The sequence below is a fragment of the Micromonospora sp. DT41 genome (assembly GCF_049841715.1).
GTDB classification, from domain to species: Bacteria; Actinomycetota; Actinomycetes; order Mycobacteriales; family Micromonosporaceae; genus Micromonospora; species Micromonospora profundi.
Genome location: NZ_JBNCKU010000009.1, coordinates 44,444 through 66,259 on the forward strand (window position 1 = coordinate 44,444; position 21,816 = coordinate 66,259).

19 protein-coding genes and 1 tRNA gene are annotated in these 21,816 nt (G+C 70.3%); 6 read left to right on the forward strand and 14 right to left on the reverse strand.

From position 1 onward, the window contains the following. Positions 1 to 43: 43 nt before the first annotated feature. From ACLQ23_RS18160 to ACLQ23_RS18190, 7 genes are all read right to left on the reverse strand, one after another. Positions 44 to 757, reverse strand: coding sequence for an ABC transporter ATP-binding protein (locus ACLQ23_RS18160; protein WP_355632114.1), 714 nt, complete (start codon positions 755 to 757; stop codon positions 44 to 46). After that, on the reverse strand, positions 744 to 1,685 hold the full coding sequence (locus ACLQ23_RS18165) for an ABC transporter ATP-binding protein (RefSeq protein ID WP_355592877.1): 942 nt from the start codon (positions 1,683 to 1,685) through the stop codon (positions 744 to 746). Before ACLQ23_RS18165 ends, ACLQ23_RS18160 begins: the two co-directional genes overlap by 14 nt. After that, complete coding sequence (locus ACLQ23_RS18170; RefSeq protein ID WP_053658232.1) at positions 1,678 to 2,856, reverse strand: branched-chain amino acid ABC transporter permease; 1,179 nt, start codon at positions 2,854 to 2,856, stop codon at positions 1,678 to 1,680. The genes ACLQ23_RS18165 and ACLQ23_RS18170 overlap by 8 nt, the downstream gene beginning before the upstream one ends. Then, on the reverse strand, positions 2,853 to 3,836 hold the full coding sequence (locus ACLQ23_RS18175; protein ID WP_355592879.1) for a branched-chain amino acid ABC transporter permease: 984 nt from the start codon (positions 3,834 to 3,836) through the stop codon (positions 2,853 to 2,855). The genes ACLQ23_RS18170 and ACLQ23_RS18175 overlap by 4 nt, the downstream gene beginning before the upstream one ends. A 67-nt stretch (positions 3,837 to 3,903) precedes the next feature. Beyond that, a complete protein-coding gene (locus ACLQ23_RS18180) occupies positions 3,904 to 5,055 on the reverse strand; it encodes a branched-chain amino acid ABC transporter substrate-binding protein (protein ID WP_053658228.1) in 1,152 nt (383 codons plus the stop codon). Between the two features lie 367 nt (positions 5,056 to 5,422). Further along, a complete protein-coding gene (locus ACLQ23_RS18185; RefSeq protein ID WP_355632111.1) occupies positions 5,423 to 6,613 on the reverse strand; it encodes a hypothetical protein in 1,191 nt (396 codons plus the stop codon). A gap of 53 nt (positions 6,614 to 6,666) precedes the next feature. Beyond that, entirely contained in the window at positions 6,667 to 7,287 is a 621-nt protein-coding gene (locus tag ACLQ23_RS18190; RefSeq protein WP_355592884.1) for an ANTAR domain-containing response regulator, read from the reverse strand. A gap of 82 nt (positions 7,288 to 7,369) precedes the next feature. On the opposite strand from ACLQ23_RS18190, the gene ACLQ23_RS18195 reads away from it, so the two are divergent. Then, a tRNA-Leu gene (locus tag ACLQ23_RS18195) sits at positions 7,370 to 7,452 on the forward strand. A gap of 394 nt (positions 7,453 to 7,846) precedes the next feature. Here ACLQ23_RS18195 and ACLQ23_RS18200 read toward each other — a convergent pair. Next, positions 7,847 to 9,025 (reverse strand): trans-sulfuration enzyme family protein, encoded by a 1,179-nt coding sequence (locus ACLQ23_RS18200; protein ID WP_355632108.1) that lies wholly within the window; start codon positions 9,023 to 9,025, stop codon positions 7,847 to 7,849. Positions 9,026 to 9,108: 83 nt separating this feature from the next. On the opposite strand from ACLQ23_RS18200, the gene ACLQ23_RS18205 reads away from it, so the two are divergent. Then, complete coding sequence (locus tag ACLQ23_RS18205) at positions 9,109 to 9,588, forward strand: Lrp/AsnC family transcriptional regulator (RefSeq protein WP_355592888.1); 480 nt, start codon at positions 9,109 to 9,111, stop codon at positions 9,586 to 9,588. 87 nt (positions 9,589 to 9,675) lie between these two features. Then, entirely contained in the window at positions 9,676 to 10,671 is a 996-nt protein-coding gene (locus ACLQ23_RS18210; RefSeq protein WP_355592890.1) for an LLM class flavin-dependent oxidoreductase, read from the forward strand. Between the two features lie 193 nt (positions 10,672 to 10,864). On the opposite strand, the gene ACLQ23_RS18215 is transcribed toward ACLQ23_RS18210, so the two are convergent. After that, entirely contained in the window at positions 10,865 to 13,141 is a 2,277-nt protein-coding gene (locus tag ACLQ23_RS18215) for a cellulose binding domain-containing protein (RefSeq protein ID WP_355632105.1), read from the reverse strand. 258 nt (positions 13,142 to 13,399) lie between these two features. On the opposite strand from ACLQ23_RS18215, the gene ACLQ23_RS18220 reads away from it, so the two are divergent. After that, positions 13,400 to 14,833, forward strand: a complete 1,434-nt coding sequence (locus tag ACLQ23_RS18220; RefSeq protein ID WP_355592894.1) for a pyridoxal-dependent decarboxylase — start codon at positions 13,400 to 13,402, stop codon at positions 14,831 to 14,833. Between the two features lie 202 nt (positions 14,834 to 15,035). Here the strand turns inward: ACLQ23_RS18220 and ACLQ23_RS18225 are convergent, their stop codons facing one another. Beyond that, the gene (locus ACLQ23_RS18225; RefSeq protein WP_355592896.1) at positions 15,036 to 15,995 is read right to left on the reverse strand and encodes a sulfite exporter TauE/SafE family protein; all 960 of its coding nucleotides are present in this window, start codon (positions 15,993 to 15,995) and stop codon (positions 15,036 to 15,038) included. A 134-nt stretch (positions 15,996 to 16,129) separates the two neighbouring features. After that, positions 16,130 to 16,594 carry an RrF2 family transcriptional regulator gene (locus ACLQ23_RS18230; RefSeq protein ID WP_053658213.1) on the reverse strand — a complete coding sequence of 155 codons (465 nt, stop codon included), beginning with the start codon at positions 16,592 to 16,594 and terminating at the stop codon, positions 16,130 to 16,132. A 265-nt stretch (positions 16,595 to 16,859) separates the two neighbouring features. Between ACLQ23_RS18230 and ACLQ23_RS18235 the strand changes: the two genes are divergently transcribed. Further along, complete coding sequence (locus tag ACLQ23_RS18235) at positions 16,860 to 17,522, forward strand: YceI family protein (protein WP_425880870.1); 663 nt, start codon at positions 16,860 to 16,862, stop codon at positions 17,520 to 17,522. 74 nt (positions 17,523 to 17,596) lie between these two features. Here ACLQ23_RS18235 and ACLQ23_RS18240 read toward each other — a convergent pair whose 3' ends face one another. The 3 genes from ACLQ23_RS18240 to ACLQ23_RS18250 form a co-directional block, all read right to left on the reverse strand. Further along, positions 17,597 to 18,481 carry an acyl-CoA thioesterase gene (locus ACLQ23_RS18240; protein WP_355592900.1) on the reverse strand — a complete coding sequence of 295 codons (885 nt, stop codon included), beginning with the start codon at positions 18,479 to 18,481 and terminating at the stop codon, positions 17,597 to 17,599. Next, a complete protein-coding gene (gene pyk, locus ACLQ23_RS18245) occupies positions 18,478 to 19,926 on the reverse strand; it encodes a pyruvate kinase (protein ID WP_355592902.1) in 1,449 nt (482 codons plus the stop codon). Before pyk ends, ACLQ23_RS18240 begins: the two co-directional genes overlap by 4 nt. Before the next feature lie 314 nt (positions 19,927 to 20,240). Then, positions 20,241 to 20,606 (reverse strand): YciI family protein, encoded by a 366-nt coding sequence (locus ACLQ23_RS18250; RefSeq protein ID WP_053658206.1) that lies wholly within the window; start codon positions 20,604 to 20,606, stop codon positions 20,241 to 20,243. A 234-nt stretch (positions 20,607 to 20,840) separates the two neighbouring features. On the opposite strand from ACLQ23_RS18250, the gene ACLQ23_RS18255 reads away from it, so the two are divergent. Further along, entirely contained in the window at positions 20,841 to 21,713 is an 873-nt protein-coding gene (locus ACLQ23_RS18255; protein ID WP_355592904.1) for an aldo/keto reductase, read from the forward strand. Positions 21,714 to 21,816 lie beyond the last annotated feature (103 nt).

Below are 21,816 nucleotides of genomic sequence, written 5' to 3' on the forward strand. Positions count from 1 at the left end.
GGCCACCCCCGCGTGGGGACAGCCGGCCGCCGGACGGGATGGCTCAGGCCACGCCGAGGTACGCCTCCTTGATCGACGGGTCGTGCAGCAGGTCCTGCCCGGACCCCTCCTTCACGATCCGGCCGGTCTCCAACACGTACCCGCGGTGCGCCCGGGAGAGCGCCTGCTGGGCGTTCTGCTCCACCAGCAGGATGGTGGTGCCCTGCTGGTTGATCTCCGTGATGATGTCGAAGATCTGCCGGATCACCAGCGGAGCCAGACCCATCGACGGCTCGTCGAGCAGCAGCAGCTTCGGCCGGCTCATCAGCGCCCGACCGACAGCGAGCATCTGCTGCTCACCGCCGGACAGGGTGCCGCCGGCCTGCTTGCGCCGCTCGCGCAACCGCGGGAAGAGGGTCATCACCCGTTCCAGGTCGGCGGCGATGCCGGCGGAGTCCCGCCGGGTGTACGCCCCCATGTCCAGGTTCTCCATGACCGTCATACCCGGGAAGATCTGCCGGCCCTCCGGGGACTGGCACAACCCCCGGACGACCCGCAGGTCGGCCCGGAGCTTGCTGATGTCCTCGCCGTTGAACGTGATCTTGCCGCCGGCGAGCGCCCGGGTCCCGGAGATGGCCCGCATGGTGGTGGTCTTACCGGCGCCGTTAGCGCCGATCAGGGCCACCACCTCGCCCTCGTTGACGGTCAGGCTGATGCCGTGCAGCGCCTCGATCCGGCCGTAGGCGACGGAGACGTTCTCGAGATCAAGCAGCGTCATCGGCGGACTCCCCCAGGTACGCGGCGATCACCTTCGGATCGCGGCTGACCTCCGCGGGCGCACCCTCGGCGATCTTGCGGCCGAACTCCAGCACCACGATCCGGTCGGTGACCCCCATGACCAGCCGCATGTCGTGCTCGATGAGCAGCACGGTCAGGCCCATGTCGCGGATCTTCCGGATCAGGGTGAGAAGCTCCTCCTTCTCCGCCGGGTTGAAGCCGGCGGCCGGCTCGTCCAGGCAGATCAGCTTCGGCTCGGTGGCCATCGCACGGGCGATCTCCAACCGACGCTGGTAGCCGTACGGGAGGTTGCGTGCCTCGTCGTTGGCCCGGTCGGCGATCCCGACGAAGCGCAGCAGCTCCAGCGCCTTGGCCTCGGCTGCCCGCTCCTCCAGGATGTGCCGGGACAGACCGAACGTCTTGGCGAACGCCCGGCGCGTCTCCTGCCACGTCCGCTGGATGCCCGACTCGGCGGTCACCTGCGGCAACTCGTGCGGCTTCGCCTTCTTCCGGGGGAACCGGAAGAGCGCCCCCGGCACGCTTGTCTTGTGCCGGGAGTCCGTGCCGACCATGACGTTCTCCAACGCCGTCATCTCCGGGAAGAGACGGATGTTCTGGAACGTCCGGGAGATGCCGAGCTGGCTGATCTGGTGCGGCTTGCGGCCGGTCACCTTCTGGCCACGGAACCGAACCGCACCGGAGGTCGGCTTGTAGACCCCCGTCATCACGTTGAAGCTTGTGGTCTTGCCGGCGCCGTTCGGCCCGATGAGACCGAGGATCTCACCCTCGTAGATCTGGAAATTGATCTTGTCGAGGGCGACCACGCCGCCGAAGCGGAGCGTGACGTCGTCAACTTCGAGAAGCACCTGCCGGGGCCCCGGTTGAGTCGGGATCTTCGGCGTCGCAGTGCTGGTGGGCTGGTCAGACATGAGCGGGCGCCTCCTCTGCCTCCGCCGCGCGGTCCTTCAACTCGCGGGCTCGCCGCCGGCTGGGGATCAGACCCTGTGGACGCAGGATCATCACCAGCACCATGGCCAGGCCGAAGACCAGCCACCGGTAGTCGGCGAAGTCGCGGAACCGCTCCGGCAGGTACGCCAACAGCACGGCGCCGAGCGAGACGCCGATCATGTTGCCGGAACCGCCGACCACGACCATGGCGACGAAGAGGATGGACAGGTTCGCGTTGAACTGTGTCGGGTCGATGAACGCGTTCCGGCTGCCGAAGAGGAAGCCCGACAGGCCACCGAGCGCCGCACCCATTGCGAACGCCCAGAGCTTGAACTTGAACGGGTACACGCCCATCACCGCGGCGGCGTCCTCGTCCTCACGGACCGCCAGCCACGCCCGGCCGACCCGGCTGTGCTCCAACCGGCGGACCAGGACCACCATCAGCAGCACGAACGTGATCGCCAGCCAGTACCAGGGCTTCGCGTCGATCAGACCGAAGACCTTGTTGTCCGCCGAGGGCGGACCCTCCGGACCGGGAATGGCCGAGATACCGACCGGGCCGTTGGTGACCCCAGTGGCGTTGCGGGCCACGATCCGGATGATCTCACCGAAGCCGAGCGTCACGATGGCGAGGTAGTCACCGCGCAGCCGAAGCGTCGGCCAGCCCAGGATCACCCCGGAGATCATCGTCAACACGATCGCGAGCAGGAGACAGATGCCCCAGGTCACCGCCCAGGTCGGCGGCAGGTCGAACTCCTGCTGGATCCACTTGACCACCGGCGAGTTCACCGAACCGAACAGCGCCACGCTGTACGCGCCGATGGCGAAGAAGCCGATGTAGCCCAGGTCGAGGAGGCCGGCGAGGCCGACCACCACGTTCAGGCCGATCGCGACGAGCACGTAGATGGCGCAGACGAAGAGCACGCCCGCCCAGTTGTTGCCGCCCTCGATCGAGTCGGTACGCAGGTTGTTCAGACCGGGGATCATCAGACCACCGGGCAGCTTGCCCAGGTACGGCAGGTGGTAGAGGAAGACCAGCAGAGCGACGACGCCCACGGCCTTCTGCCACCTCGGCAGTGCCTGCCAACGGTCGCCGACCGAGTTCAGAATGCCGACCCGGCGGCGGTCTGCGGTGCGAAGCTTGTCGATCATGCGCGGGCCCTCCCGAGCGACTCACCCAACAGGCCGGTGGGCCGGAACATCAGCACCACGATCAGCACCACGAAGGCGATGACGTCCTCCCAGTTGGACGCGAAGAGCGTGGCGCCGTAGACCTCGACGATGCCGAGGAAGAGGCCACCCAGCAGCGCGCCGCGCAGGTTACCGATGCCACCCAGGACCGCGGCCGTGAACGCCTTGAGGCCGAGCACGAAGCCGATGCTGTTCTGCGTGAAGCCGAACCGCATGCTCCACAACAGGGCGGCGGCGCCGGCCATGATTCCGCCGAGCACGAAGATCAGCATGATCACGCGCTCCTGGTTGACGCCCATCAGCGCGGCGGTCTCCGGGTTCTGTGCCACCGCCCGCACACCCCGGCCGTACCGGGTGCGGTTGATGAACCAGTCCAGCAGCGCCATCATCACGACAGCCGACACGAAGACGATCAGCTGGATGTTCGTGATCGCCGTGTTGCCGATGGTGAACAGGGTCTCCTGCTGGATGATCGTCGGCATACCGACGATCTGCCGGGGCCGGCCGAACACATCCGGCAACAGGGTGCCGAACAGCTTGGGCAGCACCTGCCCGAAGAGTTCCACGAAGACCAACGACAGGCCGATCGCGGTGATCAGGAAGATCAGCGGCGGCGCGTTCTTACGCCGCAACGGCCGGTACGCGATCCGTTCCAGCGCCAGAGCCGTACCACCGGACGCGACCGCCGCGACGATCAGACCGAGCACCAGGAGCAGGATCGCCTGGCCGATAGGCGGGTTATTTTCCACCCCGAGCTGGTTCCAGACGATCAGCACCGCGAAGGTGCCGACCATGAAGACCTCGGAGTGCGCGAAGTTGATGAGGCGAAGGACGCCGTAGACGAGGGTGTAGCCGAGGGCGATCAGGGCGTAGATGGCGCCCTTGGAAAGGCCGTCGACCGTGTGCTGGCCGAGATGGCCGATCAGTTCATCGAAATGCACCGGGGGTCTCCTTGAATCGAGTGCGGCCGGGGTGGATAGACCCCGGCCGCACTCCAGCGCCTGGGCGTCAGCTGAGCTTGAGCTCCTGCAGCGCCTCGATGGCCTCGCCCTTGATCTGGTAGGCCCAGATGACGACCTTCGACGGGTCGACGTCGCCCTTGTCATCGAACTTGATGTACTTCGACACGCCCTGCTTGTCGTACGACTTCACGTACGCCAGGATGTCGGCCCGGGTCTTCTTGCCGTCCTTGAAGGCGTCCAGGTAGACCTTCGCGCCGTCGAAGCCCTCAGCGCCGTAGGAGCCCGGCGGGATGCCGTACTCCTTCTGGTAGTCGGCGGAGAAGGTGCCGCCGGCCTTGTCGGCCGGGAGGCACGGGCAGGTGATGATCGCGCCCTCGGCACCGCCGGAGGCACCCTTCGGGAACGCGGTGTCGTACAGACCGTCCGGGCCGACGAACTTGGCCTGGACACCGGCGGCACGCATCTGCTTCACCAGCGGAGCGGCCTCACGGGTGTAACCGCCGTAGAAGACGAAGTCCGCCTGCGACGACTTGATCTTGGAGATGGTGGCGTCGAACTGCGACTGCCGCTCCTGGATCTTGTCCTTGTTGACCACCAGCGGGCCGAGCTGCTTGCCCAGCTCGTCGGTGATGCCCGCGCCGTACGCGCTGGCGTCGTCGACCATGAAGACCTTCTGCGCGTTCTGCGACTTCATGTAGCTCGCCACCGCGCCGGCCTGCGTGCCGTCGTTGCCGACGACCCGGAAGAAGGACGTGTTGCCCTTCTGGGTCAGGTCGGTCCGGGTCGCCGACGGGCTGACCATCGCCAGGCCCGCGGCCTGGTAGATCGGCATCGTCGCGTCCGACTCACCGGAGAAGTGACCACCGATGACACCGAGGAACGAGTTGTCCCCCGCGATCTGGTTCGCGAACGGGGTCGCGACAGCCGGGTCACCCTGGGTGTCGAACTCCTGCATGGTGACCTTGCAGTCCGGGTTCGCCTCGTTGAACTGCTTCACGGCGAGCTTCGCGCCGTTCAGCGACGGGATCACCAGGCCCGCGTTGTCACCGGTGAACGCGCCGAAGATAGCAATCTTGCCACCGCAGTCACCGGACGCGGTTCCACCCTCGCTGCCACCGGAATCCTGGCAACCGGCCGCGACCACCAGGGACGCGGCGAGCGCGACAGTTCCCAGCGCCCGTACATAGCTTCGCCTCACGGCTTCCTGACCTCCTCCAGATGCGGACGCGACTGACCCGCTAGTGACGGCGACAGCAGCTGACCCGCAATTCCACCCACCCCGCAGGGACTTCCCCTGCGTTACGGCTCGTGATGGCGGAGCGTACCGACATCGCGCACCGTCGTGGAAGGCCTGAACGGGGGGTCTGCGAAACCGTTACGAAGACGAGCACCATCGTGCAGTTGCCCGTAACAGGCGAATCCGTCGATCGGTCCTTAAGTCTGCGTCCGGAGGGGACCACACCACCCCCATCGGGCCCATCAGAACGCGCGAAAACGCTGTCTGAGCTGGGAAAATTCCCGATCGTCGGCGCGACTGCGCCGCGGCGCCGCCCATTCGCCGCCCGTCAGGTGCCCGACCCGCTCGCCCACCACAGACCGGCCCGCGAACCGTCGTCCGCCGCCAACCACCAGCGGTCACCCACCGCCACCAGCGCAACGTCCCGATCGGCACCCGCCGCTACCTCCAGGGGCAGCACGGCCTCCCGCCACGACCCACCCCGGTCCATCGAGATCCACAGCGAGTGACGGGCACCGTCGGTCACCGCCGCGACCAGGCGATCTCCCGCCGACGCCAGCGACGCCACCATCGGCACGCCCGTCGACGACCGCCGCCCGAACGAACCCGCGGCCACCCAGCCCGACGGCTCCTGCCGCCACGCCCCGAACGTCGACCCGCGCAACCCGACAGCCACCGGCACCCCGCCGACCACTGCCACCCGCTGCAACTCCTCGTACTCCGGGCCGCCCGGCAGCACCGTGCGCCGCCACGACCGCCCGTCCGGCGACGACCACACCGCTGGGTCCCTGTCGATCCGGCCAGCCGGTAGCAGACCGCCCACCGCCAGCCAACCCGACGGTACGGCCACCGCGTCGAACGCCCAGGTCACGCCTGTGGCGTCACTCGCCAGCTCCGGTGCGCCCTCGATAAGCGCGAACTCCGCCGCGGCCGGCGCCGACACCCAGGAGGCCGCGCCCGCCGAGCGGTTGCCGACGATCAGCCAGCCCGACGGACCCGCCGCCAGCCGGGACACGTTCACCGCCTTCGGCCCGCCGTACGTCTCGAACGGCGCCTGCACCTCGACGAGGGCGCCGTCGGCCCGCTGCCGCCAGGTGCTGATCCGCGGATAACCGTGTGCCCCACCGACCTTCGCACCGATCACCGCCGCCGCGCCGTCGCGGCAGGCCACTGAGGACAGCACGTTCTGCCTGCCGTAGAAGGAATCCGCGCGTACCGGCAGCGACGTCCAGGTCGTACCGTCCACGCTGGTCCACACGGCTGGACGGGTGCCGCCGGCAGCGTCCGCGACGCCGCCGGCCAGGAACCACCGACCCGCACAGGCCGCCAGGTCGCGGACCAACAACCGCCCGGCGTCGCCCGGCGGCGCCGGAAGCGTCAGCGCCTGCCAACCCGGCCGCAGCGCCGGCGCGGCAGCCGTCGTCGGCCCGGCCGACCCGTCGCCCGTCGGCGGCCCGTCACAACCCACGAGCAGCAGCGCGAAGAGACCGGACACCGCGACAACCCGTCGGACGGACACCCGTCGATGCTAGCCACCGGCGGGCGCACGCGGCGCCCCGCGCGGCCGGGCGCTCAGACGGTCGGCTGAGCCGCCTCGCCGCCGGCGGTCTCCATGAGGATCCGCTCGGCGACCTCTTTCATTGTCATCCGGTGGTCCATGGCGGTGCGCTGGATCCACTTGAACGCCTGCGGCTCGGTCATCCCGTAGGTGGTCATCAGCGCACCCTTGGCGCGCTCCACCGTCTTGCGGATCTCCAGGCGGTCGGTGAGGCTCGCGACCTCGGCCTCCAGGGCCGCGACCTCCGAGTAACGCGACAGCGCGATCTCCACCGCCGGGACCAGGTCGCTCTTCTGGAAGGGCTTCACGAGGTACGCCATCGCGCCCGCCGCCCGCGCCCGCTCCACCAGGTCGCGCTGGCTGAACGCGGTCAGGATGATCACCGGAGCGATCCGGGCGCCGGCGATCCGCTCGGCGGCGGCCAGCCCGTCCATGATCGGCATTTTGATGTCGAGGATGACGAGGTCGGGCTTCAACTCCTCGGCGAGACGGACGGCGGTCTCGCCGTCGCCGGCCTCCCCCACCACCTCGTAGCCCTCTTCGACAAGCATCTCGGCGAGGTCCAGCCGGATCAGCGCCTCGTCCTCGGCGATCAGTACGCGCCTGCGCTCGGCATCCGTCGGCATCTCAGCCACCAGCCCTACCCCCACCATCGCTTCTGCACGGCTACCACCCATGCTCCCGCAGAAGCGTAGTCGGGTACAGTAAGCGGCACCCGCCGGGATGGTGGAACGGCATACACGGAAGTCTCAAACACTTCTGCCCGAAAGGGCTTGCGGGTTCGAATCCCGCTCCCGGCACCCCTGACGCACACCTGTTCGACCAGGCAGGTGTGCGCACACCGCAGATGCGGGCGCGAGCCCGCACTCTCTGCGCTCGCGGGCACACCATCCGCTCGACAGTGAGCGCCCGCGCCGTGCTCCGGCAAGCCCCGCACCAGGCTCCGGCAATGGCGCTTCGGCCGACCCGCACCAGCGATGTCCGGCACCAGGCCGGGGTGCTGTCGTCGCCCGCCGGATGTCGACAATCCGACCGACCCGCCGGCCACCCGGTCCCTTCTTTTGGCGACAGCGCCTCGTGACGACCGGCGGGTCGGTGCTGCGCGGCCACTGCTCCGCCAACGCCTCAGCGCGCCGCCAGCGACGTGGCGATACGCAGCCCGCGCAGCTGGACGGATCCGCGGGCCGCGGGCCGTCAGGCGATCGTGTCCAGCGCCCGGGCGAGGTCGGCACGCAGATCCTCGGGGTCTTCCAGACCGACCGAGAGGCGCAGCAGGCCGCCTGCCGGCTTCGCGTCGCCTTCGACGGGCCGGTGGGTCAACGAGGCGGGGTGCTGGATGAGGGTGTCGACGCCGCCGAGCGAGACGGCGTGGGTGATGAGCTGACAGGCACCGGCGACGGTGGCAGCGGCGGGTGCGCCGCCGCGTACCTCGAAGGCGAGGAGGCTGCCGGGGCCGGCCATCTGCCGGCCGACGAGCGCCGCCGGGTCGTACACCGAGGGGTGGTGCACCCGGTGTACGGCGGGGTGGTCGGCGAGCCAGCCGGCGAGCTTCTCGGCGCTGGCCTGCTGGGCGCGGACCCGCAGCGGCAGGGTCTGGAGGCCACGGTGCAGGAGGTAGCCGCCGAGGGGGTGCAGGATCGCGCCGGTGACGGCGCGGACCTGGCGCAGTCGGCTGGCCCAGTCGGCGTCGCAGGCCACGACACCGGCCAGGACGTCGCCGTGGCCGCCGATGCTCTTGGTGGCGCTGTGCAGGACGAGGGCCGCGCCGTGGCGGGCGGGTTGTTGCAGGACGGGGGTGGCGACAGTGTTGTCGACGAGCAGGGGCACGTCGCCGGCCGCGGCGGCGAGGGCCGCGATGTCGACCAGGTCGAGGGTCGGGTTGGCGGGTGTCTCGATGACGACGAGCGCGGTGTCCGGGCGGATGGCCGCTGCGACCTGGTCCGGGTCCGCCCAGGTGACGGTGGTGCCGAGCAGGCCGGTGGCCAGGACGTGGTCGGTGCCGCCGTAGAGGGGCCGGACGGCGACGATGTGACGCTTGCCGTCCCGGGTGGCGGCTAGCACCGTCGCGGTGAGGGCGGCCATGCCGCTGGCGAAAGCGACGGCCTGGGCGGTGCCCTCCAGTTCGGCGAGGGCGGTTTCGAAGCGGGCGACGGTGGGATTCCAGAGCCGCTGGTAGACGGCGCCGCCTTCGGCGGGGAGGGTGCCGCCGGTGGCGAGCTGCTCGTAGGCGTTACCGCCGTCGTCGACCGAGGGCAGTGGGTTGGTGGTGGAGAAGTCGATAGGCGGTACGTGCACGCCGAGGGCGCGCAGGTCGTCACGGCCGGCGTGTACGGCTTGGGTGTCCACCGTCATCATGGCGGTAGCGTCGAACATCTGGTGTCGTTCGGGCAACGGTTCGGCAGATAATTCTGCACGAGGGTCTAGCATCGGTAGCCAATTCGGCAAAGGATGGCGGGATGCCCCCTGAGCCGAACGTTGTGCGGTCGTATCCACCCCTGGACGAAGTGGACCGCGCGATCCTCGCCGAGCTGGCCGCGCACGGCCGACTGCCGAACAACGCCCTCGCCGAGCGGGTGGGGGTGGCGCCGTCGACGTGTCTGACGCGTACCCGGGCGTTGCGCGAGCGCGGGGCGATCCGCGGGTTCCACGCCGAGGTGGACCCGGCGGCGCTGGGGCTGCCCTTGCAGGCGCTGGTGTCGGTGCGGTTGACCGCGCACGAGCGGGCGGCGGTGGACGCGTTCCGGGCCCGGTCGGTGCGGCTGCCCGGGGTGGTGTCGGTGTTCCACGTGGCCGGTGCGGAGGACTACGTGCTGCACGTCCGAGCGGCCTCGGGTGACGCGCTGCGGGACTTCGTGTTGGACCACCTGGCGGTCGACCCGGCGGTGCAGCACACGCAGACGAGTTTGATCTTCGAACAGGCCCGTGGGCTGGGCTGAGCAGCGGGTGAGTTGCCCGACGAACACACCGAGGCCGGAACAAAACCGACCGGCGGCGGGTTGGCCACGCGTGTGATCACCGTACCGATGTCTGTTCTTGATCTTGCCCCGGTCGCCAAGGGAACCACCGCCGGCGCGGCGTTGCGGGCCACCACCGAGTTGGCGCGGCGCACGGAGGAACTGGGCTACCGCCGGTTCTGGGTGGCCGAGCACCACAACATGCCGGCGATCGCCAGCTCGGCTCCGGCGGTGCTACTTGCCCACCTGGCCGCCAACACCTCGACGATCCGCCTCGGCTCGGGTGGGGTGATGCTGCCCAACCACGCGCCGCTCGTGGTGGCCGAGCAGTTCGGCACTCTGGAGGCGCTGCACCCGGGCCGGATCGACCTGGGCATCGGCCGGGCGCCGGGCACCGACCAGGTGACCGCCCTGGCGTTGCGCCGCACGATGGAGGGGCTCTCGGCGGAGGGCTTCCCGCGGGAGCTGGCCGACCTGATGAACTACTTCAGCGGGGAGCGCCCGGGGCAGATCATCGCCACCCCCGGTCAGGGTGAGCAGCCGGCGGTGTGGCTGCTCGGCTCCAGCGGGTTCAGCGCCCAGCTCGCCGGCCTGCTCGGTCTGCCGTTCTCCTTCGCGCACCACTTCAGCTCGGCGAACACGCTTCCGGCGCTGGCGCTGTACCGGCAGAACTTCAGGCCGTCGCAGTGGCTGGACAAGCCGTACGCGATGGTTGCCGTCAACGCGGTGTGCGCCGAGACCGACGAGCGGGCCGAGTGGCTGGCCGGGCCGAGCGCCCTGTCGTTCTTGAAGCTGCGGTCCGGGCGGCCGGAGCCGCTGTCCACGCCCGACGAGGCAGCGGCGTACCCGTACACCGAGATCGAGCGGGAGTTCGTCCTGCAACGGCGCGACGGTCAGGCCATGGGCTCACCGGAGACGGTGCGGCAGCAGCTGACCGACCTGCTGGAGCGCACAGGCGCCGACGAGCTGATGCTGACAACGCTCGTCTATGACGTACAGGACCGGGTGCGCTCGTACGAGTTGATCGCCGAGCAGGTGGCGGGCGGTTTGCGCCGGGACGCGTGAAACACGATCTTCACGTCAGCGTCACCCCCGCGACCCGGACGGTGCCTAATGTTGGTTCCGGTGGTGGTACGGCATTCCCGGTCGGGACGGGTCGGGAGTGCCGCGGTGTGGAGCACCGGGCCGGAGCTGTGCGGATTCCGCGGCTGCGGCCCGGTGCCTGCCACCTTAGGCGAACCCGATCAGGACCACCAGATCAACGCAGGTAGATGTTCGGTGTCGGTGGGTTGCCCATCTGGTCGCCGATGAAGAACCCCGGGTGCGGTGGCTGGTTGTAGGCGGTGTTCTGCCAGGCGATAGCCACGCGGTACTGCGGGTCGTGCATCAGCGTGTAGATCCGGGTGCTGGTCGGCGTCGGCGTGCTGTAGATGCGCAGCGCCCGGCTGTCGCTGGTCCGCCAGATCACCTCTTCGCGCCAGTCGCCCAGGATGTCGCCGGAAAGCGCCGGAGTGGACTTGGTGCCGTTGTTCGACGCCACGCCATTACCGGTGAGCAGCCGGGTCTCCCCGCCCGTGCCGTACTTGTCGATCTTCGTGGCGTCGAGCAGCTCCCGCACCGGGTCGCCGTCCCACCAGGCGAGGAAGTTTGCCGACGACGGCTTGCGGCCGACGTTCTGACCGCGGGTATTGGCCAGCCCGGAGACCGCCGACGACCACGACTCGGCGCCGGGGCTGCCCGCCCAGATGTCCGCCGAGACGCCCCGGCCGTTGTCGCCCGAGGCCGGCGTGGACCACAGGATCTGACCTGTACGCGCGTCAGCGAACCAGGAACTGGGCTTGCTGGCGTCCTCGTCGACCTTGAACACCTCCAGGCCGGCACGGCCCGGGTCGAGGTCGCCGACGTGCAGGGCGTCACCGTGCCCGTTGCCTGTGGAGTAGAGCAGCCGGCCGTTGTCGTCGATTGTGGCGGCGCCGTACACGATCTCCTGGCGGCCGTCGCCGTCGACGTCGGCCACGGAGAGCTGGTGGTTGCCCTGACCGGCGGCTGCGCCGTTGCCTGAGGAGTTCGAGTCGAACGTCCAACGCTTGGTCAGCGTGCCGTTGCGGAAGTCCCAGGCCGCGATGACTGCCCGGGTGTAGTAGCCCCGCGCCATGATCAGCGAGGGGCGCTGCCCGTCCAGGTACGCGGTACCGGCGAGGAAGCGGTCGACGCGGTTGCCGTACGAGTCGCCCCACGACGACACGGTGCCGCGCGGCGGGTCGTAGTTGACTGTGGACAGGATCGCGCCGGTCTGGCCGTTGAACATGGTCAGGTACTCCGGGCCGGAGAGCACGTAACCGCTGGAGTTGCGGTAGTCCGCAGACGACGAGCCGATGAGCTGACCGGTGCCGGAGCGGGTGCCGTCGGCGGTCTTCATTGCCACCTCGGCGCGGCCGTCGCCGTCGTAGTCGTACACCTGGAACTGGGTGTAGTGCGCGCCGGCCCGGATGTTGCGGCCCAGGTCGATGCGCCACAGCCGGGTGCCGGTGAGGGTGTACGCGTCGACGTAGACGTTGCCGGTGTAGCCGGACTGGGAGTTGTCCTTGGCGTTTGACGGATCCCACTTCAGCACGATCTCGTAGCTGCCGTCTCCGTTGAGGTCACCGACGGAGGCGTCGTTGGCGCTGTAGGTGTAGCTCTCCCCACTGGGGGTGGTGCCCCCGGCGGGGACCTGCAACGGGACGTCCAGGTAGCCGTCGCCGAACTGGAGCGCGGGTGCCGACGCCGCCTGCTCGGCGCCGCCCACCACGGCCCGCACCGTGTACGTCGAGCCGGCCGCCGCGCCGTTGTCGAGGTAGTTGGTGGCACCGGTGATCGGGCTGGAGTTGACCCGGGTCGAGCCCCGGTACAGGTTGAACGCCACGCCCGAGGTCTCAGTGCCGAGCAGCCGCCAGGAGACCAGGTTGCCGCTGCCGGATCGGACGCTGACGAGCCCCCGGTCCAGGTTCTCCATCTGCAGTACGCCGGAGGTCGGCGGCGGGGTGGTCGGTGGTGGTGTGGTCGGTGGTGGAGTGGTCGGTGGTGGGGTCGTCGGTGGCGGCGTGGTGGGTGGCGGCGTCGTCGGGCCATCGGTGGCCGGCGCGCCGGTGCAGGTGACACCGTTGAGCGCGAAGCTCGTCGGCGCCGGGTTGCTGCCGGTCCACGAGCCGTTGAAGCCGAACGAGGCGGTGCCGTTCGTGGCGATCGCGGCGTTGTAGTCGACGTTGCGCGCGGTGACCTGCGCGCCGGACTGGGTGACGGCGGCGCTCCACGCCTGCGTGACCTGTTGCCCGGCGGCGTACGACCAGGTCAGGGCCCAGCCGTTGACCGGGTCGCCGAGGTTGGTGACTGTGACGTTGGCGCCGAAGCCGCCCTGCCACTGGTTGGTGACCTGGTAGTCGACCTGGCAGCCGACGGCGGCGGCTGAGGCGACGACCGCGCCGACGCTGCCGGCCACGACCGCTGTCGCCGTTGTGGCGGCCAGCAGGATCAGCCGTTGTTTGGACGCGTGCATGAACTGCCTCCGGAGATCCGGTGGTGACCGCTGTAGGTCCACCGGCCCTGCCCGGGAAGCACGGTGGACGACCCGTCACGACGGCGACGGACGGCGATCTGATCGGGTGAGACGCCCTGGGAATGCGCGGATCCGGCTCAAGGCGCATCGTAGGGCAAGCGCTTTCCGGTCCGCAATATCGACGACCGTCACACCCTGCCCCGACCCCTCCGACCTACCGGTCTTGCCCCGGCAACCGATGCCTGATCGACTCCTGTGGTGAGCGTTCCCCACATGGACCCCGACGAGTTCCGCCGCGCCGGCCACGCCGTCGTCGACTGGATCGCCGACTACTGGGCCACACTGGAGCAGCGACCGGTCGCGCCGGCCGACCCGCCAGGCACTGTGGCGGGCGCCCTGCCCGCCGGGCCGCCCACCGTCGGCGAGCCGATCGAAGCGGTCCTGCCCGACCTGGACAGCATCGTCGCGCCGGGCCTCACCCACTGGCAGCACCCGGGCTTCTTCGGCTACTTCCCGGCCAACACCTCCGGCCCGAGCGTGCTCGGCGACCTGGTCAGCTCCGGGCTCGGCGTACAGGGCATGCTCTGGGCCGCCAGCCCCGCCTGCACCGAGTTGGAGACGGTGATGATGGACTGGCTGGCCCAACTGCTTGACCTTCCCCAGCGGTTCCGTTCGACCGGCACCGGCGGCGGCGTCATCCAGGACTCGGCCTCCTCGGCGACCCTTGTCGCCACACTGGCCGCGCTGCACCGGGCCAGCGGAGGTCGGTGGCGCGACGTCGGCGTCGACCGGCGCTACCGCGCGTACACGTCAGTACACGGGCACTCCTCGATCGAGAAAGCCGTGCGCATCGCCGGTCTGGGCACCGACGGGGTCCGGTCGATCGCTGTGGACCCGGCCACGCAGGCACTGCTACCGGACGCGCTGCGGGCCGCGATCCAGGCCGACCTGGCCGCCGGGGACGTCCCCGCCATCGTGGTCGCCACCATCGGCACCACCTCCACCACCGCCGTCGACCCACTGCCGGAGATCGGCGCGATCTGCGCCGAGTACGGGATCTGGCTGCACGTGGACGCCGCGTACGCGGGGGCCGCCGCCGTCTGTCCCGAACTGCGCTGGTCGCACGCCGGCCTGGAGTACGCCGACTCGTACTGCTTCGACCCGCACAAGTGGCTGCTCACCGGCTTCGACTGCGACGCGTTCTGGGTAGCCGACCGGGCTGAGTTGATCGAGGCGCTGACCGTACTGCCGGAGTTCCTGCGCAACGCGGCGTCCGACTCCGGCGCGGTGATCGACTACCGGGACTGGCAGGTCCCGCTGGGCCGCCGCTTCCGGGCGTTGAAGCTGTGGTTCGTGCTGCGCTGGTACGGCGTCGAAGGGCTACGCGCGCACATCCGGTCCGGGGTGGCGTTGGCCGCCCGGTTCGCCGACCGGGTCCGCTCCGACGATCGTTTCGAGTTGGCCGCGGCGCACCCGTTCTCGCTTGTCTGCTTCCGGCTGCGCGCCGACGACGACACAAACGCCGACCTGCTGGCCCGCCTGAACGGCACCGGACGGGCGCACCTGACCCACACGCGGGTGGACGGCCGGTACACCCTGCGGCTGGCGGTCGGCTCGCCGCAGACCGCCGAGCGACACGTCGACGAGACGTGGGCGCTGCTGGCCGAGGCGGCCGACGACCTGCTCACCTGACCGGCCGAGCCCGTCAGGCAGGTGATACCTGTGAGTCATCAAGATGACTCACAGGTATCACCGATCGCGCGGCAGTCCCCGACTGACATGCGCCGGGCTCAGCCGGAGCCGAGGTGGCGTGCCGTAGGGCCGCGCCTACCGCCGCTCAGCGGACGGGCGGCCTACCACCAGGGTCCGCAGACTGCCGACCACCCGCCGAAGGTCAGTGGGCGGCTGGCGTGTCGGCGCTGCTGAGACCGGCCGAAACGACCTCGGGGGCCGGGGAGACCCCGGCTGCGGCTGCGGCTGCGGCTGCGGCCTGGGCTTGGCGGGTGCGGCGCAGGGCCCGTACGGCCAGCACCAGCGCTGCCACCCAGCCGGCCGCCAGGAGGACGTAGATCACGGGAGGGACCGGACCGTCCAGCCCGGCGGAGCGCATCAACGTCCGGGCGTTGGTCAGGACGATCACGCCGCCGACCGCCGCGCCGAGCAGTTGCGCCGGGACGATACGCACCAGCCAGGCGGCCAGCGGGGCGGCGATGAGGCCGCCGACGAGCAACGCGCCGACGATGGGGAGCAGGAAACCTTCGGTGCCCAACCCGATCAGGAAGCCGACGCTTGCGGCACCCGCCACAACGAACTCGGCAGTGTCCACCGAGCCGATGACCTTGCGCGGCTCCATGCGGCCGGAGACCAGCAGCGCCGGGGTGGCCACCGGACCCCAGCCTCCGCCGCCGGTGGCGTCGACGAAGCCGGCGACCAGGCCGAGGGGGCCGAGGAACCGCCCGCGCAGTCGCCCGCCGATCCGGTCGGTACGCAGGGGCCTGGCGAAGCGGACCAGGAGGAACGCGCCGAGCGTGAAGAGGATGCCGGCCATCCACGGTGCGGCCGACTCGGTCGAGATCGAGCTGAGCACTGTGGCACCGGCGAACGCGCCGATCGCGCCGGGAAGCGCGATGCGGGTCACCACCCGCCAGTCGACGTTGCCGAACCGCCAGTGCGACACGCCCGCGGCCAGGGTGGTGCCGATCTCGGCCAGGTGCACCGAGGCCGACGCGGCGGCGGGGGCGACCCCGACGAGCAGCAGCAGGGTGGACGAGGTCAGCCCGTACGCCATGCCGAGCGAACCATCGACGAGCTGCGCGGCAAGTCCGACCAGAGCGAGGACCAGCAGCTTGCGCACGAGCGCCCCCTAGCTTTTCGGTATCTCCTATCAACTTGGTCGACAATGCGCCACGGAGAAGCCTGGGTCAAGTGCCTGATCGGTGGATGGGACGCCGCCGAGCGGTACGGCGGGGCCGGACCGGCGGAGCGGGATCAGATCCAGGCGCGGGGGTCGGCCACCAGTTCGGTGACCCGGGGAGGCAGGGTGCCGGCAGCCACGTCGGCGACGCTCACCAGCTCCAGGATCTCCCGCTCACTTGCCCGCAACGCGATCCAGACCTCCTGGAGGGCGCGGGCCGGACCGTGGTAGCCGAGTTGCTCCGGGCGCTGCCCTCGGACGTGCGCGAGCGGCCCGTCGATCACCCGGATCACCTCCGCGAGAGAGATCTCCTCGGCGGGGCGGGCCAGCCAGTAGCCGCCCTCGGGGCCACGCTGAGCGTGCACGATGCCGCCCCGGCGCAACTGGAGCAGGATGCTCTCCAGGAACTTCGGCGGGATCTCCTGGGCGCGGGCGATCTGGTCGGCGGTGACCGGCCGGCCGCGCCCGGGGCCACTGGCCGTCGCGGCGAGCTCGGCGGCCGCGCGGAGGGCATAGTCGACCCGGGCGGAGAGACGCATGCCGGCAAGGTTAGCCCGCTGGTCGTCCGCCCGGCCGGGCGACCCTCGGCCGATCGGTCAGGCATCGACATATATCTGGGCCGCGCCGGATTTCACGACAAGGTCGTGAGATACGTCATGATCGACGGCCTTCGGGGGCCTGGGGAGCCGATTCGGCGCGTCCCTATGCTGGGTGGGAGGTACGACTGTCTGACCGTTTACGGGGGCTCGGGCAGCACATTGATAAACACCCGGGTTCTTTCAGCCCGGGGGGAAGGCACCACCAATGACCGATGTCGCCACACGCACCTGGGATGGCATGACCATCCCGGCCGCCGGCACCTATCGCCTCGATCAGGCGCACAAAAGGATCGGTTTTCTGGCCCGCCACATGATGGTCAGCCCCGTACGCGGCGAGTTCTCCGAGGCGACCGCCGAGATCTCCGTGGCCGAGGATCCGCTGCTGTCGGGCGTGACCGCCACCATCCAGACGGCGAGCATCACCACCGGCAGCGAGGACCGGGACACCCACCTCAAAAGTGCCGACTTTCTCGACGTCGAGCGCTATCCGACGCTCGAATATCGAAGCACGGGCATCCAGTTGAAGTCCACTGAGGACCCCATTTTCTACTGGGCGCGCCTGCGGAACCACCGTTTCGGTGGGCGAGGAAGAGGTCACAATCCGCCACCACAGGCAGGCCCCGATCGATTCGTGCTCACCGGCGAATTGACGGTGAAGGGAATCACGCGGGCCGTCGACCTACAGGTGAATTTCGGTGGCGCCCGCCGCGACCCGTACGGGCAGAACATCTTCGGTTTCAGCGCGAGCGCCGAAATCAACCGGGAGGACTACGGCCTGCTCTGGAATGTCGCGCTGGAAAGCGGCGGCGTTCTGGTCGGCCGGACCGTCCAGATCGAGATCGCCGGCGAGGCCATCCACCAGACGTGACTCCGCCCGGCGGTCGTCCCCGCCATGACGCCACCTGCGTGCAGGGGCGTACCTGGCGGGGATGACCGCGAACGTCAGGCGCCGACGCGGCGCAGCAGGCCCTCCTGCACGGCGCTGGCGATCTGCCGGCCGTCGGTGGTGAACATCCGGCCGGTGGCCAGGCCGCGGGCGCCGGACGCCGACGGGCTCCAGCAGTCGTAGAGGAACCACTCGTCGGCGCGGAACGGCCTGTGGAACCAGAGCGCGTGGTCGAGGCTCGCGCCGACCACACCGCCGGGCCCCCACACCTCGCCGTGCATGGACAGCACCGAGTCCAGCAGGGTGAGGTCCGAGGCGTAGGTGAGCAGACAGGCGTGCAGCAGCGGATCGTCCGGCAGCTTGCCGTCGACGCGCATCCAGACCCGCTGGTGCGGGTCGGCCGGCCGGTCGCCCGGACGGACCCAACCAGGCTCGCCGACGTACCGCACGTCGATCGGGCGCGGGATCTGACCCCAGATGCCCAGGCGCTCCGGGTAGCGGGCGAGCCGGTCGGACATCGTCGGCACGTCCTGCGGCTCCGGTACGTCCAGCGGGGAGGTGGCCTGGTGATCCAGCCCTTCCTCGGCTCGCTGGAAGGACGCCGACATGAAGAAGATCGGCTTGTCGTGCTGGAGCGCTACCGCGCGGCGGACCGAGAAGGACCGACCGTCGCGGATGTTCTCCACCTGGTAGTCGATCGGCTCGGCGGGATCACCGGGGCGGACGAAGTAGCCGTGCAACGAGTGCACGAACCGCTCCGGGTCGACAGTGCGGCCGGCGGCGACGAGCGCCTGACCGGCCACCTGGCCGCCGTACACCCGTTGGGGGCCGACCGGAGGGCTCATCCCCCGAAAGGTCATCTCCCCGGTCGGGTCGAGGTCCAGCACCTCCAGCAGCTGGTCCACGGCGGCCTGGCCGACCGCGGCGCGGCCGTCGCTCACTGCAACGCCCGCGCCGACGCGGCGTCGACAAGCGAGCCGAGCTGGTGGACGCGCAGCGTGTTTGTCGAGCCGGGGGTGCCGGGCGGGCTGCCCGCGACGATCACCACGTAGTCGCCCGGGTTGGCCCGATTGAGGCCGAGCAGCGCCTGGTCGACCTGACGGAACATGTCGTCGGTGTGCTGCACGAACGGCATCAGGAAGGTCTCGACGCCCCAGCTCAGGGCGAGCTGGTCGCGCACCTCGGGGACCGGGGTGAAGGCCAGCAGCGGCAGGTCGCAGTGCAGCCGGGAGAGCCGCCGGACGGTGTCGCCGGTCTGCGAGAAGGCGACGAGCGCCTTGGCGTTGATGGCCCTGGCGATCGACGAGGCGGCAACTGTGAGCGCGCCGCCGTGGGTACGCGGGTCGTGCTGCAACCGGGGCACCCCGATCGAGCCGGACTCGGTGGTCGTCACGATCTTGGCCATGGTGCTGACGGTCAGCACCGGATACTTGCCGACGCTCGTCTCGCCGGAGAGCATCACCGCGTCCGCGCCGTCGAGCACGGCGTTTGCCACGTCGGAGGCCTCCGCCCGGGTGGGCCGGGAATTCTCGATCATGGAGTCGAGCATCTGGGTGGCCACGATGACCGGCTTGGCGTTCTCCCGGCACAGCTGCACGGCCCGCTTCTGCACCAGCGGAACCTCGTCGAGCGGCATCTCGACGCCGAGGTCACCGCGGGCGACCATGACGCCGTCGAAGGCCAGCACGATGGCTTCGAGGTTGTCCACGGCCTCCGGCTTCTCGACCTTGGCCAGCACGGGCCGGAACACGCCCTCCTCGGCCATGATGCCGTGCACGAGCTTGATGTCCTCGGCCGAGCGGACGAAGGAGAGCGCCACCAGGTCGACGCCGAGCCCCAGAGAGAAGCGCAGGTCCTCGGCGTCCTTCTCCGACATGGCGGGCACGCTCACCGCCACGTTGGGCAGCGAGACGCCCTTGTTGTTGGAGACCGGACCACCCTCGGTGACGAGGCAGCGGATGTCGTTGCCGGTGACGTCGGTGACCTCGACGGCCACGCGGCCGTCGTCGATAAGCAGGCGGTCGCCGGCGCGCACCTCCTGCGGCAGCTTGCGGTACGTGCAGGAGACCCGGTCCTTGCTGCCGACGATGTCGTCGCCGGTGATCACGACGGAGTCGCCGGTGCGCCACTCGTGGGGGCCGTCGGCGAACCGGCCGAGGCGGATCTTGGGGCCCTGCAGGTCGGCAAGGACGGCCACCGGCTTGCCGGACGCCTCGGACGCCTCCCGGACCAGTCGGTAGACCGCCTCGTGGTCGGCGTGGCTGCCGTGGCTGAAGTTGAGCCTCGCCACGTTCATGCCGGCCTCGACGAGACCCCGGATGCGCTCCGGGGACGAGGTGGCGGGACCAAGAGTGCAGACGATCTTCGCGCGGCGTGTCACGCCCATCAGGCTAGTCTCTCCTTCGGGTCGGACTCGGGGCCGACCCCTTGCAGGCAGCGGAACTTTTGTCCAACGACGCGCGGTGCGCGTCGGGCCGGCGGGCGGAACCGCACCGGGAACGTTGTGGCGACGGGCATCGGCGACCGCGCGCCCGGAATGGTACGCCTCCATCGGCGTGTCCACTCGGGGGCGCTCCCGCGCACACGCCCGGACCACGGCTTCAGCGCACGCCCCGGACCCGGCCCCCCGTGGGCGCGACCGTAGCACCGGTGGACCACCGCCGCGGTCGTCCGCCCGACACCCACTGCCGGGCCAACCGGTCAGCTCTCGGTCTTGACCAGCGGAAACTCCAGCGAGCCAGCCGGGCACAGGAAGGTCAGCACGTCGATCCGGTAGAGGCCGGCCTGCACTGCCGGGTCGGCCTCCAGCACGCTGCGTACGTCGTCGACGCTGCCGGTGCGGGCCAGCCCGAACCCGATCGGGGGCTCCGGGTTGCTCGTGGTGCCGTCGATCGAGCCCGCGACCAGCACGATGCCGCGCCGCTGCAACGCCTGCATGTGCTCGGCGTGCTCGGCCTGCAACCGCTGCACCGTCTCGGCGGGCAGGGCACGGCCGGCCGCGCCGGGATAGATCACTATGCACTCGTACGTGTCGAGCGCGAAGTCGACCTGCGGCTCCCCCGCCATGGTGCTCCCTCCGCCGTCGCGCCGGCCCGCATCGGTCGGGCTGCCCGAGCCTCCCGTACCGGCACGCGCTCAGCGTCGCACGTCACCGACGGCGGTACCGGCCGCTCGGCGCAACTGCCGTGGCGCGGCGCACAATCGACCCGCCGGACGCATGGCGAGCCGGTCCCGGGGCACGATCAGTGGGTGGTCGGGTGTTTCGTCCCGGTCACAACCAAGACGATTGGGGATCCGCGTATGGCGACCGACCTGAGCAACCAGCCCGCGAAGGCGTCCGGCACGTACCGGATCGGGGGTGACGTCACTGTTGACCGGCTCGGCTACGGGGCGATGCAGCTCACCGGGCCGGGCGTCTGGGGCGACCCGAAGGACCCGGCCGAGGCGGTACGGGTGCTGCGCCGGGCCGTCGAGATGGGCGTGACGTTCATCGACACCGCCGACTCGTACGGGCCCTTCGTGTCCGAGCTGCTGATCCGTGAGGCCCTGCACCCGTACACCGATGATCTTGTCATCGCGACCAAGGCCGGGCTGAGCCGTTCCGGCCCCGGCGACTGGCGCCCGCTGGGCCGCCCGGAGTACCTGCGCCAGCAGTGTGAGCTGAGCCTGCGCCACCTCGGCCTGGACAGCATTCCGCTCTACCAGCTGCACCGGATCGACGCGCAGGTGCCGCTCGCCGACCAGTTGGGCGAGCTGGCGTTGCTGCGCGAGGAGGGCAAGATCCGCCACATCGGGCTGTCCGAGGTGAGCGTGGAGCAGATCGAGCAGGCCCGCGCGATCACCGAGATCGTCTCGGTGCAGAACCTGTACAACCTCGTCAACCGCAGCGCCGAGGACGTGCTTGACCACTGCGAGCGCAACGACCTCGCGTTCATCCCGTGGTTCCCGATCGCCACCGGTGAGCTGGCCCGGCCGGGCGGCCCGCTGGACGCCATCTCCACCGAGCACGGCGCGACGCCCGCGCAGCTCGCGCTGGCCTGGCTGTTGCGCCGCTCGCCGGTGATGCTGCCGATCCCCGGTACGTCCTCGGTGGCGCACCTGGAGGAGAACGTGGCAGCGGCCGAGGTGCAACTCACCGACGACGAGTTCGAGGCGCTGAGCAAGGCGAGCTGAGCACCGTCACCGGCGTGGGGGGGGGGGGGGGGGGGGCCCCCCCCCCCCCCCCCCCCCCCCCCCCCCCGGGGCGCGCACGGCCCGCCGGCCCGGGGGCCCCCCC